Origin of the sequence: Burkholderia sp. JKS000303 (assembly GCF_002563755.1) — a bacterium.
Lineage (GTDB): Bacteria > Pseudomonadota > Gammaproteobacteria > Burkholderiales > Burkholderiaceae > Burkholderia > Burkholderia anthina_B.
The window spans coordinates 364,765-380,804 of record NZ_PDBZ01000002.1; the positions used below are offsets into that span (position 1 = coordinate 364,765).

The 16,040-nt window shown below is 59.7% G+C and carries 11 protein-coding genes; 10 read left to right on the forward strand and 1 reads right to left on the reverse strand.

Annotated features, from left to right (window positions below):
• Window positions 1-68 precede the first annotated feature (68 nt).
• Window positions 69-1,469 carry an MFS transporter gene (locus BX604_RS23695; RefSeq protein ID WP_098554010.1) on the reverse strand — a complete coding sequence of 467 codons (1,401 nt, stop codon included), beginning with the start codon at window positions 1,467-1,469 and terminating at the stop codon, window positions 69-71.
• Window positions 1,470-1,691: 222 nt separating this feature from the next.
• On the opposite strand from BX604_RS23695, the gene BX604_RS23700 reads away from it, so the two are divergent.
• The 10 genes from BX604_RS23700 to BX604_RS38535 all read left to right on the forward strand — a co-directional run bounded on the left by BX604_RS23700 (window position 1,692) and on the right by BX604_RS38535 (window position 15,607).
• Window positions 1,692-2,597 carry a LysR family transcriptional regulator gene (locus BX604_RS23700; protein ID WP_098553284.1) on the forward strand — a complete coding sequence of 302 codons (906 nt, stop codon included), beginning with the start codon at window positions 1,692-1,694 and terminating at the stop codon, window positions 2,595-2,597.
• A gap of 337 nt (window positions 2,598-2,934) precedes the next feature.
• Window positions 2,935-4,815: a type VI secretion system baseplate subunit TssF gene (gene tssF, locus BX604_RS23705; RefSeq protein ID WP_098553285.1), complete on the forward strand. Its 1,881-nt coding sequence runs from the start codon at window positions 2,935-2,937 to the stop codon at window positions 4,813-4,815.
• Window positions 4,816-4,969: 154 nt separating this feature from the next.
• Window positions 4,970-7,969: a type VI secretion system Vgr family protein gene (locus tag BX604_RS23710; protein ID WP_098553286.1), complete on the forward strand. Its 3,000-nt coding sequence runs from the start codon at window positions 4,970-4,972 to the stop codon at window positions 7,967-7,969.
• On the forward strand, window positions 7,969-8,838 hold the full coding sequence (locus BX604_RS23715; protein WP_098553287.1) for an ankyrin repeat domain-containing protein: 870 nt from the start codon (window positions 7,969-7,971) through the stop codon (window positions 8,836-8,838). Before BX604_RS23710 ends, BX604_RS23715 begins: the two co-directional genes overlap by 1 nt.
• 15 nt (window positions 8,839-8,853) lie before the next feature.
• Window positions 8,854-9,297 carry a hypothetical protein gene (locus BX604_RS23720; RefSeq protein WP_098553288.1) on the forward strand — a complete coding sequence of 148 codons (444 nt, stop codon included), beginning with the start codon at window positions 8,854-8,856 and terminating at the stop codon, window positions 9,295-9,297.
• 64 nt (window positions 9,298-9,361) lie between these two features.
• Window positions 9,362-9,820: a DUF1795 domain-containing protein gene (locus tag BX604_RS23725; protein WP_098553289.1), complete on the forward strand. Its 459-nt coding sequence runs from the start codon at window positions 9,362-9,364 to the stop codon at window positions 9,818-9,820.
• A gap of 21 nt (window positions 9,821-9,841) precedes the next feature.
• Entirely contained in the window at window positions 9,842-14,047 is a 4,206-nt protein-coding gene (locus BX604_RS23730) for an RHS repeat-associated core domain-containing protein (RefSeq protein WP_098553290.1), read from the forward strand.
• A gap of 9 nt (window positions 14,048-14,056) precedes the next feature.
• On the forward strand, window positions 14,057-14,440 hold the full coding sequence (locus tag BX604_RS38530; protein WP_143748089.1) for a hypothetical protein: 384 nt from the start codon (window positions 14,057-14,059) through the stop codon (window positions 14,438-14,440).
• Between the two features lie 55 nt (window positions 14,441-14,495).
• Window positions 14,496-14,885 carry an AHH domain-containing protein gene (locus BX604_RS39720; RefSeq protein WP_257146406.1) on the forward strand — a complete coding sequence of 130 codons (390 nt, stop codon included), beginning with the start codon at window positions 14,496-14,498 and terminating at the stop codon, window positions 14,883-14,885.
• A 95-nt stretch (window positions 14,886-14,980) separates the two neighbouring features.
• Window positions 14,981-15,607 (forward strand): Imm43 family immunity protein, encoded by a 627-nt coding sequence (locus BX604_RS38535; RefSeq protein WP_143748090.1) that lies wholly within the window; start codon window positions 14,981-14,983, stop codon window positions 15,605-15,607.
• Window positions 15,608-16,040 lie beyond the last annotated feature (433 nt).

A 16,040-nucleotide genomic window follows, 5' to 3' on the forward strand; every position in this document is an offset into this window, starting at 1 on the left:
ACCTCCAGGTATTGCTATTACAGAATAGACAGGACGGGCACATCGACGGATGTGCCCGTTCACGGGAATCAATGCGTTTGCATGGACGTTTTCGCGAGTCTCGTTTCGCTCAATGATTCTTCGCGGAGTCGGTCGTACTGCTCTTTCGGGATCGGCACGGCATCCTGCTTGCCGAGGTCGTCGAGACGCACGCGATACGTCTCCCGCGCACTCCATGCGGCCAGCGCCGAGACAATCGTGGCGGCCAGCGTGATCGAGCCGATCATCAAAGGCACGTTGTGCGATCCGGGGGGCGCGACAGCGGCGAAGAGCGCGGGAAGCAGCGCGGTGATGGTCGTGCCGATGTTCTGCGCGATCGCCATCGCGGAGACGCGAAAGCGCGTCGGGAACAGTTCCGGATAGTAGCCGGGGAAGACCGCGTTATAGCCCTGGTACACCACGCCCCACATCAGTATCGACATCGCGAAGGCGACGGGCAGGTTATGCACGCTGATCGCGTACAGATACGCATACGAAAGGAGGCCCGACGAGAGCGCGCCGAAGATCATCAGCGGCCGCCGCCCGATGCGGTCGGAGAGATTGCCGACATACGGAATGACGAGCACCGCCACGATGTTGCCGACCACCGGAATCCACAAATACACGCTCGGATGGAAGTTGATGCCGTACGAGGGCTGCACCGCATACGCAGCGCCGAAGATGGTGGTGACGACCGGGATCACGTTCATGAACGCCATGAACAGGACGCGCAGCATGTCGGGCCAACTGAACTTGAACGCTTCGAGGATCGGCGCGCGTGCGACCTGACCGCTCGCGTCTTCCCTGGCGAATGCGGCGGTTTCGTCGACTTCGCGGCGAATGATGAAGCCCGCGATCAGGACGACCGCGCTCAACAGGAACGGAATGCGCCAGCCCCATGCAGCGAACGCGTCTTCCGGCATGTAGTACGCCAGCGGCAGGAAGACGGCGGCAGCCAGAATCTGACCGGCCTGCACGCCTTGCAACGTGAAACTCGCGAAGTAGCCGCGTCGGCCGAATGGCGCCTGTTCCAGGATCATCGAACTGGCGCCCGAGATTTCGCCCGCGACGGCAAAACCCTGAACCAGGCGCAGGATGACGAGCAGCGCGGGCGCGAGCATGCCGACCGAGTGATACGTGGGCAACACGCCGACGGCCATCGTGGAGAAGCCCATCAGGAACATGCAGATCAGGAGTACGGTCTTGCGGCCGTGCGTGTCGCCCCAGTGTCCGAGCACGAACGCGCCGATGGGCCGCGCGACGTAACCCACGCCGTACGTCGCCAGCGACGCCACGATCGCGATCTTCGGATCGCCTTTGGGAAAAAAGATCTGCGGAAAGACCAGCGCCGCGGCTTGCGCGTAGATGAAGAAGTCGTAGTACTCGAGCGCGGAACCGATCCAGCCGCTCGCTCTCGCTTTCCGTGCCTGTTTGCGGGCTCTTTCATCCATGAGTCCGTCGTTCCCGCCGCCTTGCCGCGGCATTCCTTTGTCCATGAACGTCTCCTGATTTTGAATTGACCGGAGCAGCATCGTCGGCTGCATCTCTGGCGACTCGAACGTGGCCGTTTTCACGCGACGGCGGGCCGTCGAGCCCAAAATGAAGATACGAGGATGCTCCCCTGCAGGCAATGCAATGAATACAATGAGGGCATTGCGTTGGACAATACCGCCATGAACACGTCCGAGTTACCCGATCTCAAGCTGCTGCAGCTCTTCGACCTGCTGTATGACGTGCGCAGCGTCACGCGCGCTGCCGAGCAGCTCGGACAGAGCCAGCCCACGGTCAGCATCTGGCTGGGGCGGTTGCGCGAACATCTGCAGGATCCGCTGTTCGTCCGCACGCCGGCCGGGATGACGCCGACGCCTCAGGCGGACGCGCTGATCGGGCCGTGCAGGGAGATCCTGGAGTCGCTTCGCCGGTTTTCGGCATGGGAGATTTCGTTCGATCCGACCACGGCGAAGCGCCGCTTTCGCATCTGCATGACCGACGCGAGTCACATCACGCTGCTGCCTAGCATGCTGGCCCACGTGCGTGCGCATGCGCCGGGTATCCGGCTGGAGGCCGCGAGAATCGACGGAAATACGGAGCGCGCGCTCGAATCCGGCGAGGCCGATCTGGCGATCGGGCATGTGCCGTGGCTCGGCAGCGGGATGTATCAGCAACAGCTTTATATGCAGGACTGGGTGTGTCTCGCCAATCCGGACCACCCGCGCGTGCGCACGAGACTGAGCATGAAGCAGTACTGCAACGAGGGGCACGTGATCATCGCCGCCGGCACGGGCGCGCAATTGCTGGAGCAGGCGCTGTTGCGCGAGAACATCGAGCGCAATGTCGTCCTCGAGCTTCCGGGCATGCTCGGGCTCGGGTCGATCATCAAGTCGACCGATCTTATCGCCACGTTGCCGCGAAACATCGGGGAGACCCTGGCGAAGGTCAACGACATCGCGGTCCATTCCTGCCCGTTCCCGGTCGATCAATTCGCGGTGCGGCAGCATTGGCACGCGAAGTATCATCACGAAGCAGGCAATCGGTGGTTGCGATCCGTCGTGGCCGATTTGTTCTCGGGTAGGGGTTAGATCGCGCGGCCTCCTGGAGGCTTGATCGGGCGAGCGGCGGCCTCGAGGTGACAGCGGCTAATGGATTGGGGCTCCCGGTCGAGGCTGTGTATGCGGCCGGTCGAAAAAAGAATCTAACTCGCGAGGCCCGAGGGGCTGTCATGAGGGAGAGAGTGGCGGCCCTCGCTTCATCACATCGCCAATCTTCATGGGCTTGCGCATTTCGAGCGCAATGATTGATCTGCGCCTGCCTCGACGAATTCGGGATAAGGGGGGGCCTGACGTACGGTTAAAATCGCGGCGTTTACCCATGAGCACGGTACCGATAACCCGATCGGCGTGACCGTCTGAAAAGTGTATGGCCATCGAACCCGAGGATCTTCTACCGCATTTTGAGCGTGAGTTAGGTTTGCTGCGCCGCTCAACGCGCGCATTCGCCGACCTTTACCCAAAAATCGCAGCTCGCCTTGCGATGTCCGGCGAGCACTCGGATGACCCGCACGTTGAACGGCTGCTGCAATCGTTCGCGTTGATGTCCGCCCGGCACGACATCCGACTCGAGGATGAGGTGCCGGAGTTTACGTACGCATTGATTGACACGATCCACGGAGCTTTCCTGCGGTCGTTTCCGTCGTGTGCGATAGCCCAGTTTCGCGGGAACCGCGACGGCAAGCTGACTGAGCCGCGGCTGGTTCCACGCGGTACGCAATTGGTCGCGCCGAATTCCCGACTGGTGTTCTGCACCGCCGCCGACGTTACGTTGGTGCCATTGACCGTCTCCGCTGTACGTTACGCGACGTCGACCATCGCGCCGATGCAAGCGCCACTGCCGCCTGACACCACTGGCATTTTGTCTTTCACCCTCGAACTCACTTCACCGTCAGTCCAGTTCGCCATCGCGCCGGACATGCTGCGGCTGCATTTGGCGGGGGAGAGGGAGGTCGCGGCCGCGCTCGCCGACGGCGTGCTGATGCACTCGGCGCGCGCCTTCATTGAGCTGGACGACAACGGGCGATGGAACCGAGTGGACATGCCTCTGGCGGCCGCAGGATTCGATGATGCGGATACGCTGCTCCCGCCGCCTCGCGACAACACGATTGCGCCGTTTCACCTGCTGATGGAGTATGGCGCCTTTCCTGCCCGATTCGACGGCCTCGATCTGAACCTGGCGCGGTTGAAACGGTTGGCGGCTGGCGCGCGTCGGATCACGGTGCATTTGGCGCTCGCCGGCATCCATCCCGATTCACGTCGTGTTCAACGATTGGCCGTAGCGTCGGCCGACAATCTCAGGTTGTTTTGCACGCCCGTCGTCAACCTGTTCTCGAGCAACGCCGAACCGATCGAAACGAAGGCTGGGTTGGCGTACTACGGTTTGAAACCGTTTTCGCTCAAGTCTGCCGGTACAACCGAGGTCTGGTCGGTCGATCAGGTTCGCGTAACGACCGCTGAGGGTGGCGCAATTCTGCCGCCCCTCGAATCTATGCAGCACGCGCTTGGCGCAGTGCCAGGCCTGTATTGGGTCGTCTTGCGAGACGAAGCCCGGCGCGCGCCGAAACCGCCCGCCGAACCACCCAAACCCGGGCAGGAAGCAACGCACGAACGGGCAACTGGAGTCAACCGCAGCGCGTTTCGTGGCTTGGAACTCGCGCTTGTGAACGCTCGCGGCGAGCCTGTCGATCCTGCCCCTCAGCGCCGGCTCGACATCGTGCTGTCTTGCACGAATGGCAATTTGGCCGCCATGCACGAGCGGCAACTGGCCGTGCGCGATGGGGACACCGTTGACGAGATCGAGTTGTTGGATCAACCAAGCGCTAGTCCCGCGCCGGTTTTTCGTCGCGGTGAACTGTGGGAATTGCTGTCATGGCTGGTTCCGCAGGCAGTTCGGTTGAACGCCGATGGCCTCACGAAGCTCAAGCAGCTGTGCACCCGTTTCGGAATGTTTGCCCCTGACGGCGGGCGCCGATTCGATGCGCTGCTATCTCTCTCAGCGGAGCGGGTTCGGCGCTGGATGCCGGGAAAACCTGCTTCAGCGTTCGTGCAGGGACTGGAGATCCGGCTCGTGATTGACGAGCAGCGTTTCGTCCAATTTAGTCTCGACGGTTTGGGACGCGTGATGGATCGACTTTTTTCTCCGTACGTGCCAGTTACCAGTTTCGTACAGATCGTGTTGGTCTCCGGCGAGACGGGGGCGGTATTGCGACGCGGCGAACCTTGCACGGGTAGCCAGCCACTTACGTGACAGTTGATTGGCGGACAGGTCAGACGACGGAAAGTAAATTGTAAAGAAATTGCAGGTATCTTTCGCTCGCAAACGTTTTGTCCTACAGTAGCGGGGCCTCGCGCTGGTGTGCCAGTTGGGGACTGAACCTGAGACGAGAATAAAGGGAATTCAAATGAGTTTCGCCCCGAATGGCGGTATTCCGGCCGGTTCCGGCGGGAATCTGTTGGGCTCGCTGAGCGCGCTCGGTGGCCTTGCCGGGCCGGTTGCGTCCACGGTTGCAGGCCAGATCGGCCCGCTCGCCGGCATCGCCAGTCATATCGACACCGTGCAACGCGCCGTCCAACTTGCGCAGACCGGCTTCTCGCTGATGAACAAAACGCCGGCCGCGATTGCGGAGGCGCTTAACAATGCAGCCGGCGGCGTTGCTCGACTGACTCAGCTAAATCGCTACGTTACCATCGACACGCCACTCGGTTCGGACGTGCTGCTGGTCAGCACCGCGGTCATCGACGAGCACGTAAATCGGTTGCCGGAAATCCATCTCGATTTGCTGTCGCACCGGCATGATCTGGCGCCTGATGATCTGATCGGCCAACCGATCAAGATTCGCTTCGACCAGAGCGCACGGCAGTCGACGCTGGAACGCATCGTCTCGTCAGGCGGCGCCGACGGCATCCGCTACTTCGACGGCTACGTCACGTCGTTCGACCGGGCCGGCAACCCGGGCAAAGTGACTCAATATCAAATGACGGTGGCGCCGTGGTTCTGGTTTCTGACGCGCTCGACCGACTGCCGGATTTTCCAGAACAAGACTGCTCAGGACATTCTCACCGAGATTTTCCAGGATCACGGGTTCACCGATTTCGAGTTCGACATCCGGACCGCGCAGAAGCCGCTCGAATACATCGTGATGTACCAGGAGTCGTATTACAACTTCTGTGCGCGGCTGATGGAGCAGGAAGGCCTGATCTGGACGCACCGCTACGAGAAGGAAAAGCACTTCCTCGTCATCGGCGATACGAATTTCGTGTTCCGCCCGATCGCCGGGTTGGCCAATTTGCCGTATGCAGCCACCGCAGCGAGCGAAGACAACGGTATCGACCAGTTGCACGAAGGGCGACGCTTTGGCGTCGGCAAGATCGCCTTTCGCGACTTCAATCACCAGAACCCGTCGTCGCCGCTGATGCTGGCACAGGCCGAGCCGGAGAATCTCCGGCATGCGGGGCTCGAGACAACGGAGCGTTTCGAACACCAGTCGTTGTTCGACCACGGCGATGATGGCGATCGCTACGCACGCATTGCGATGCAGGCGGAAGAAGCGAGCGCGCATCGCTATACGGGAAGCGGCTATGCGTGGCGGATGACGTCTGCAGGCAGCGTGACGGTGACGAACCATCCTGTCATGGCCAACAATCAGGAATACGCAATTCTGCACGTTCGTCACGAGGCGGTGAACGACTACACGGAACACAGCGCAAAACTGCCGTACCGCAATACATTTGGGCTGCTCCCGAAGAAGTTTCCGTATCGTTCGCCCAGAAATACCCCGAAGCCCGTCATTCATGGCACGCAGTCAGCGATTGTAGTCGGGCCAAAGGGTGAAGAAATTCACACCAACGGGAGTGCCGTGAAGGTGCACTTCCTGTGGGATCGCCGCGGCAAGCTGGACGGCTCGGATTCGATGTGGATCCGGGTATCCCAACCGTGGGCGGGCGACGGGTGGGGCGCGGCCGCGATTCCACGGATCAACCAGGAGGTCTTGGTCGCGTTTAATCAGGGGGACCCTGACAATCCGGTCATTGTGGGCCGGGTCTACAACGGAGAGCAGGGCAATCCTTACCACGGCGCCGCCGGGCAGACGATGGGGATCAAGAGCCAGACGCACAAGGGCGCGGGCTCGAACGAACTGAGGTTCTCCGACGTGAACGGTGCCCAGGAAGTTTTTCTGCATGCGCAGAAAGACATGAACACGCTCATCAAGGATGCGGAAACGCACACGGTCGAAGCCGGCGCGCGCACGGTGTCGCTGCTCAAGGGCAGCGAGACGAAGCAGATCGCGCAGGGCGGGTTGAAGGAAACCATCGCGCTGACTCGCGACACCACGGCGAACGTGATCAACACAAAGGCCATCGCGAGCAAGGCCGGGCCCGGCATGCAAAGCCATCAGGCGAGCGACGGCATCGAGCATCGTGTGGGGGACGGCGTCGTGACGATGACGCCGGACAGCATCAAGCTGACATTCGGTCCGTCAACGATCGTCATCAACGCGAACGGCATCTACCTCGACGGACCGGTCATCCATCTGAATCGCGGCAGTGCGCAGTCCGCCGAACAGGCGCTCGCGCTCGAGTGGGCGGCCGAGCAGGCGACGATCGCGAAGGGGCTGGCGAGCCCCGATCCCGCGACGCGTGCAGCGGCGGCCAAGCTGGCGAGCTCGCTGAAGGCGCAGCAACTGGCGAAACTCGCGGATCACGTGTATCACCCGAACGATCCGCCGCCGACCGGGTGGAAGATGGCGTCCAACGATCCGGAAGCGTTGAAGGCGTTCGGCCTCAAGCCGAGCGATTTCGAGAAAAGCGGCAGCAACTTCGGGTCGCAGATGTACGTCCCGGATCCGAATGTCTTCGGCGACAGCATGAAGCCGACGGTTGCGTTCAAGGGGACGCAGCAGCTCTTCGGCGAAGACATGAGCAACAACATGGCACAAGGGCTTGGCGCGGACGCGCCGTATTATCGCAATGCGGTCACGATCGGGAAGAACATCGAGACCACCGGCGCGTCGTCCGGCGTCGACTTCACCGGGCATTCGCTCGGCGGCGGCCTGGCGTCCGCTGCCGCCGAGGCCAGCGGCGGTTCCGCCGTGACCTTCAATGCCGCCGGCCTCAATCCGGAGACCGTCGCGCAATATGGCGGGACCGCCCAGGCGGCCAGCATCACGGCCTATCGCGTCGACGGGGATATCCTGACCGGTCTGCAGGAAGGCCGGCTCGGGCCGATCAGCGACGGTACGGCGGCGCTGATGCCGAAGGCGGTTGGCAGCCCCGTCACGCTCGATGGCGAGAGCGTGACCACGGTCGGCCGTCACCTGATGGGTGACGTGACGAACGGGATCAACCAGCAGGTCGCGAAGGATCAACTCGACCTCGTCTCCCAACTGAATTCATCTCACTGATGCGATACAAAAAAGCATTTGCCGCCGGCGCGCTTGCCGCACTCGTTGGAGTGACCTCGCCGCTTTGGTGGCCCACTCAAGCCCAAGGGACGAACATGACCGGCTTCAAACGTTACGCACCGGAAGATTTCTTTTCGGGGCAGCAACTCACGTTGGCTCAGGCCATTCATGACGGCGATCTTGCCCGTGTGCAACAACTCGCACCGAGGACGGACCTGAATGCGCCGGGCGCGAAGAATACGACGCTGCTGTCGTATGCCGTGCAGGAAATCGTTCCGGTCAAGAACGATGCGTCGAATCCGCGCTATCAGATCATTTCCGTACTCCTGAAGAATGGTGCTGATCCCAAGGCGCCGGTCGGCGCCAACGGCGGATCGGTCGCCGATGTCGCGCTGCGCGCCGACACGCCGAACCTGCTGCGCGTGCTGCTGAACAGCGGGCTCGATCCCAACTGGCTGTACAACGGCGACACGCCGATGATTTTCGCGGTGTCCGAGAACAGGCTGCTGCCGCAGTTGAGGTTGCTGATCGAGCACAAGGCGAACGTGAATGCCCGCGACTCGCTGGGCAAGACGGCGCTCTTCGAGGCGACGATGATCCAGCAATGGGACGTTGTCGACTATCTGCTCGCGCACGGCGCGGATCCGAAGATCGCCAGCCAGCTCGGCATATCGTACGGGTGGGTGTTGCAGAACGAGTTGAAGAACCACACCACCGCGGATTCCCCTGCACGCACGCGCATCGAGGAGATCCGCCGCAAGATCGTTTCGGCCGGCGCGCCGTGGCCGCCGCTGGACCCGAAGGCGCAACGCGCGGCGATGCGGGCGCGCGGCGAAAAGGTCGTGACGCCGGCCGGCCAGACCGATTGATCGCGCGGTCCGACAATGACGCGCGTCTTTGACTCGACGCCGCGTGTCAGGCGAGAGACGGTTCTCGGCGTGTCCGGAGTCCTGTACGTCCTTTCGCTGATGACGCCGGCGATGTATTTCGAAAAGGAAGCGCCGCTGAGCGGGATGTCGGTGCTCGTCCAGGGATGGTGGGGGCTGTTCATGTTGAATCCTGCATGGCTCGCCAATCCGCTCTATGTGGTCGCCGCCGTTCAGCTCGTGCGAAACCGATACGCCCGCGCAAGCATGTTCTCGGCTGCGGCGCTCGCATGCGCACTGTGTTCGCTGTTCACGACGAAGTGGTACTTCAACGAAGCGGACGCGACGCCGATTTCCAGCTTCGGGATTGCGTTTTACGCGTGGTTCATCGCGCAGCTCGTGTTGCTGTTGGGCAGTTTGCGTTTGCGCCGGGAAACCACTGCCGCGCTGCCGGGCAAATGATCATCGGCGAACGTGGCGCCGATTTCGACAATTTCCAATTTCAACGAACGACGAGAGAACCAGCATGACGGATTCCGAAAACCGTATCCGGATTCACGAAGGCAGCATCGTTCTGCCGGACGGTTTCGAGGATCGCACGACCAACCTCTTCGTGCCGGCTGATACAGCCGCGCAGCCCAACCTCAGTGTTGCACGCGATTGGCTCAAGGACGGAGAGACCCTGGCGGCGTATGTCGATTGCCAGATCGCATTGCTCAAATCGCGGTTGCAGGGCCATCGGGTGCTTTCCCGTCAGGCTGAGCGTCTTGGACCTGAAATCGATGGTATGCCGGGTGAGCGCATCGATGCCGCATATCGGAACGGCCCGAAGACGGTGTTTCAACGGCAAGGTGCGTTCATCGTCACCCCGGGGCGCGTGCTGATCTTTACCGCATCGAGCGCGAAAAGCTTCGGTGCAACGCTCGATGCACTGTGGCGCAACTGGCTCGACGGCTATCGCCCGGCCGAACAAGAGTCGGCATAACAACAGAAAAGGACAATCATCGTGTTCGAAGCCGCACGAGTCACTGATCCGATTGATCACACCAGCGCGCTTGCAGGTTTCCTGGTTGGCGCCGTGCTGGGCATCGCCCTGATTGCCGCGGTGGCGTTTGCCACGTTCACGTGCGGATTCGGCGTCGCGTTGCTGGCAGGCATGATGGCCGGTATCGGAGCGCAGGCTCTCCTATCAATAGGGGAGTCGATCGGCAAGATGTTCAGTTCGCAATCCGGCAACATCATGACCGGTTCACCGGACGTCTACGTCAATTCCATGTCGGCAGCCTACGCGACGCTGAGCGGCGTGGCATGCAGCAAGCACAATCCCGTCCCACTCGTTGCGCAAGGCTCGACGAACATCTTCATCAACGGTCGGCCTGCAGCGCGCAAGGATGACAAGGTTACCTGCGGCGCGACGATCGCCGACGGCTCGCACGATACGTTCTTTCATGGCGGCACGCAGACGTATCTACCCGTCGACGACGAAGTGCCACCGTGGCTGCGGACAGCGACGGAATGGGCGTTTGTGCTGGCGGGGCTGGTCGGCGGGTTGGGCGGCCTGTTGAAGCAGGCGGGCGGGCTGTCACGTGCGGTCCTGCCGTGCGCTGCGAAGTTCATCGGCGGGTACGTGCTCGGCGAGGCGTTCGGGCGCTACGTTGCCGGGCCCGCCATCAACAAGGCGATAGGCGGGATGTTCGGCAACCCGGTCGACATCACGACTGGAAGAAAGATCCTGTTGGCCGAATCGGAAACCGACTTCGTCATCCCGAGCCCGATGCCGGTCGCGATCAAGCGGTTTTATTCGAGCAGCATCGACTATGCAGGGACGCTCGGTCGCGGCTGGGTGGCGCCGTGGGAGCTTCGTTTGCATGCCCGCGACGGACGCCTCTGGTACACCGACGCGCAAGGGCGCGAGAGCGGATTTCCGCTGCTGCGTGCCGGGCAAGCCGCATTCAGCGAGGCCGATCAACGGTATCTGACCTGTACGCCCGACGGCCGCTACATCCTGCATGACATTGGCGAGACGTATTACGACTTCGGTCGGTACGATCCGGATTCAGGCCGCATCGCCTGGGTTCGCCGCATCGAGGATCAGGCAGGCCAGTGGTGTCAGTTCGAGCGCGATAGCCGCGGCCGCGTTACAGAGATTCTGACGTGCGGCGGGTTGAATGCCGTCCTCGATTACGAGCAGGAACACGGGCGCCTTGGCACGGTCATGCTCGTTCATGGCGATGAGCGTCGGCTGGCCGTCGCTTACGCATACGATGAGAACGGCCAGTTGGCGTCGGTGACGGATGCAAATGGGGCGGTCGTGCGCCAGTTCACATATACCAACGGCCTGATGGCGAGTCATGTGAACGCACTGGGTTTCACGTCGAGTTACGTGTGGTCGACGATCGAAGGGCAGCCGCGGGTTGTCGCGACGCGCACCAGCGAGGGCGAGCACGCGATGCTCGAATACGACATCGAGGGCCGTCAGACCCGCGTACGGCATGCCGATGGCCGCACCGCGCACTGGCGCTTCGACGCACAGTTTCAGATTGTCGAGTACACCGACTTCGACGGCGGACTCTACCGGATCAAGTACAACGACGTCGGCATGCCGGTGATGCTGATGCTGCCGGGGGAGCGCACGGCCGAATTCGAGTACGACGACGCAGGCAGGATCGTCGCCGAGACCGATCCGCTTGGCCGCACGACTCGCACTCGCTATGACGGCAACAGCATGCGGCCCGTGGAAGTTGTCGGGGCGGACGGTGGGGCTTGGCGCGCAGAATACGATCCGCAAGGCCGGTTGCTGTCGAGCCAGGATCCGCTTGGCCGCGAGAATCGCTACGAGTATCCGAAGGGGTTGACCGCATTGCCGACTGCGCATATCGACGCGCGTGGTGGACGCAAGACGCTTGAGTGGAATCGTCTCGGAGAATTGGTTGCCTATACGGACTGTTCCGGTAAAACCACGCGTAGCAGTTTCGATGCATTTGGACTGCCGCTTGCACGCGAGAACGCGCTGGGGCAGCGCGTGGTGTATGACGTACGTCCGACCGGCGAGCCACGTCGCATCACGTATCCCGACGGCAGCACGGAGACCTTCGATTACGACGCGGCCGGGCTCGTCGTGCGGCACGTCGGCCTCGGAGGACGGATACAGCAGTCGCTGCGCAATGCACGCGGTCAACTTGTCGAAGCGATCGATCCTGCCGGACGACGGACCCGCTATCACTATGACGCAGCGGGGCGCCTGCGCGAACTTCGGCAGGGCCACGCGGACTACACGTTCACGTATAGCGCGGGCGGGCGGCTGTTGACCGAGAAGCGTCCGGACGGTGTCCAGCGGCGATTCGAGTATGGCGAAGGCGGTGAATTGCTGGGTCTGGACATCGTGGGCTCGCCGGACCGCCATGCGACGGCGGATCGTCCGATCCGTACGATCCGATTCGAACGTGACCGGATGGGTAACCTGAAGGTCCAGCATACGCCGACCGATGTTACACGTTACGAGCGTAACAAGAATGACCAGTTGGTGAAGGTCGAGCGTACGCCGACGTCGGCGGGTATCGCACTCGGCATCACGCCGAACGTGGTGCGTTTCGACTACGACAAGGTTGGGCGTCTTGTTGCCGAGCACGGTGCGAATGGCGACGTCGAATACGAGCTTGATGAACTCGGTAACGTGATATCGCTCGCGCTGCCGAACGATCAGACGCTACAGATGCTGCGTTACGGCTCCGGTCACGTTCATCAGATCCGCTGCGGTGATCAGGTGGTGAGCGACTTCGAGCGTGACGATTTGCATCGCGAGATCGCACGAACACAGGGGCGGCTGACTCAGCGTTTTGCCTACGATCCGCTTGGCCGAAAAGTCTGGCAGTCCGCTGGCTTCCAACCGGACGCACTCGGTCGAGGACGAGGCGAGTTGTGGCGTAACTACGGTTACGACGCGGCGGGCGAACTGATCGAGACCAGCGACAGTCTGCGGGGCAACACGCAGTACAGCTACGATCCGGCGGGACAGTTGACACGTCGCGTGAACACCATGGATCGGCAGCTCGAGGAATTTGCGTGGGATGCAGCAGGCAACATGCTCGACGACGCACAGCGCAAGAGTCGCGGATACGTGGAAGGCAATCGCCTGCGGATGTGGCAGAACCTGCGCTTCGAGTACGATCCGTTCGGCAATCTGGCGACGAAGCTGCGCGGAGCCAACCAGCAGCAGCGCTTCACTTACGACGGGCAGGATCGGCTGATCGTGGTGCGTACGCAGGACGCGCGTGGTGTGGTCGAAACGCGCTTCGAGTACGATTCGCTGGGTCGGCGTATTGCGAAGACCGATACCACCTTCGATGTACGCGGCGTGAAACTGCGCAGCGAGACGAAACGGTTCGTATGGGAAGGGTTGCGCCTCGCGCAGGAAGTGCGCGAGACGGGGGTGAGCAGTTATGTGTACAGTCCGGATGATTCGTACTCGCCAGCGGCCCGCGTCGATGCGGTGATCGCGGAGGCGTTGGCAGCGGCCGCGATCGATACGGCGAAGCGAGCGTCGCGGATCTACCACTTTCATACGGATCTGGCGGGGGCGCCGCTAGAGGTCACCGACGAGGCAGGCGAACTGGCGTGGGCGGGGCAATACACTGCGTGGGGCAAGGTCGAGCCGAGCAGGCGGCAACTGACTGCGGCGCGTACGGATCAGCCACTGCGCTATGCAGGACAGTATGCCGATGACAGCACGGGCCTTCACTACAATACCTTCCGGTTCTATGATCCGGACGTGGGGCGGTTTATCAATCAGGATCCGATTGGGTTGTTGGGCGGCGACAATTTGTATCAGTATGCGCCAAGCTCAACTGGTTGGATTGATCCATTGGGATTGTCGTTTGGCTCAGGGAAAGGTACTCATACAGCAAATGCAAGTCTTTTTGATAGTGACGGAAATCTAAAGGCAACGGGGACTTGGCAAAGCGGAAATATGACGCCAAGTGAAGCGGAATTGGGTTTCCCAAAAAATACACTTGCAACTCATACTGAAGCAAGAATCACGAAGGATTTAAGTGACATAGCTTCTCCTGGGGATCATTTGGTCATTGATGGTGAGTATCCGCCCTGCAATTCATGTAAGGGAAAGATGAACGCTTTCTCAAAAAACACTGGAGCGAAGGTGACGTACAACTGGGAAGGGAATGGTGAGCCTAAAGCTTGGAAGGCTGGTTGCTAAGGAGGGCGTATGACGGAAAATGTTTTGAAATTTTCAGCATCTGTTGTCAGTTGTTATATGGAGGGGGAGGCTAGTGTAATAGGGATTGGTGATGATAAAAATTTTCCTGAAAATTATATAATAATAACTAGGTTTGATGATGGTGGGGTTGATGAGTCAATTGGGGTTTCGACAAATAGGTCTGACGGTGAGGTTTCGGGTTCTGTAATGGCGGTTAGTTTAAATAAATATTTTTTTGATGTTTTTATAAGGCCGGATAGGGAGGCTGATATTGGTGCCTCCCATATTTTGGTTGATTTGAGTTCTGCGGAGTTTGATTTTCATATTTTTTCAGATTACCTTTGTAATATTTTTTTGGGAAGTTCGGCTAAATTGGTGATTGCTGATTCGTAATTTTAATGAATTAAAATTTTGATTCCGTTTTTAATAATGGCTTGCTGAGCAAACGGTGATTCCGATTGGGTTGCTGGGCGGCGGCAATCTTTACGCCTACGCATCAAACCCATTGACCCGAATCGATCCGATGGGGTGGTGTTCGACGAAGCTCGGGGAAAATATGGGGGCTCGCCCGCATGACGGTATGGCGAACCACCACTTGATTCCTGAAGAGCTCATGAAGCATCCCGACTTCGCTGCTATGTTCAATCGGCTGCGCGGGATGGGATTCGACGGTGATGGTGCGTCTAATGGCATATTCCTGCCCGGTAGCTCCAAGCTTGCCCAAACGCTAGAGCTTCCTGGGCACTGGTCGAATCACGGGCAATACACTGCAGCAATTGAAACTGAGCTAACGAAACTTAACCAACAATTCCTGGCTGGCCGTCTTAGCGATACGTAACTTGCGCTCGGTATCGGGCGCATTCAAAATATGGCTAGAGAAGGTTTGGAATCCGGTAAATATGTGGTTGACGCAATAACGGGAAGACTACTCTGGTGGATGCACGTTTCTACGTTGTTAAATATCGTGCCGGCGATGCGGGCTGCCCTCCATATCTGTCGGGGGAATTGAACCGTGATGAATGGGAGTGGCCGATGTATGTGGCTGATCCGTTCGGTGTCGATGTGAAGCATGAATATGTTTTCGCGCTATCTGATCCATCTATTTCGATTGATTTTGATTTTTATGGGGCACAAACTAATTACGTGTCACGAGAGTTTTTGACTGTATGTGAAAAGACGGAAGTTCGATATCGAGCAATCCCCATAAATATCGTTGGAAACAAAAAGTCCGCTGGTAAAAAAATATATTCTATATTTTTGCCTGCCGATCATGAATCTCTGCTCGACCGCCAAAAATCAGAATATTCCGAGGACAGGGATCTGGAAACAAAAGAAGTTTCCGAGAATAAGTTGTTTTCAGGAATTCCGATGTATAGTTGGATCAAAAAATTCATCCCGCGCGACGATTGCTCTAGCAATCTTTTCATATGCGAAGAGACAATGGGGCTAGTCTGTAGCCAGACTTTTAAAGCTGAGGTTGAGCGATGCGCATTGAAAGGCATTGATTTTTTGCCGATCGATGAAAATTATTCCTATGACCCTTGGGGTGAGGCGCCTTAGGCCGCTGTTTATCGTAGCTCCATGATTTGGATGTGGGGCGGTGCGTGAGTAACGTTTACGGCTTGAGACAGGATGACGCGTATCAGGCGCTGGTTCAGGTCGACGATAACGGTGAAATCGCAGATGACGTGAGCATTGCGATCCGAGCAGCCGCGCAATGCGGACAGAGGCTTGGGGGTGAATATTCTCCTCCAAGCCTTTCGTGGGATACGCCGCGTAGGAAAAAAGATAGTGATATTCCAGCGATGCTGCCTCCATTTATCGTATTTAGCTCAAAGCGCTGGACGGTCAGAGTATGGTGATCCGTACTCGCCAGCGGCCCGCGTCGATGCGGTGACCTCGGATGCCCTGGCGGCGGCCGCGATTGATACGGCGAAGCGAGCGTCGTGGATCTACTACTTCCATACGGATCTGGCGGGGGCGCCGCTAGAAG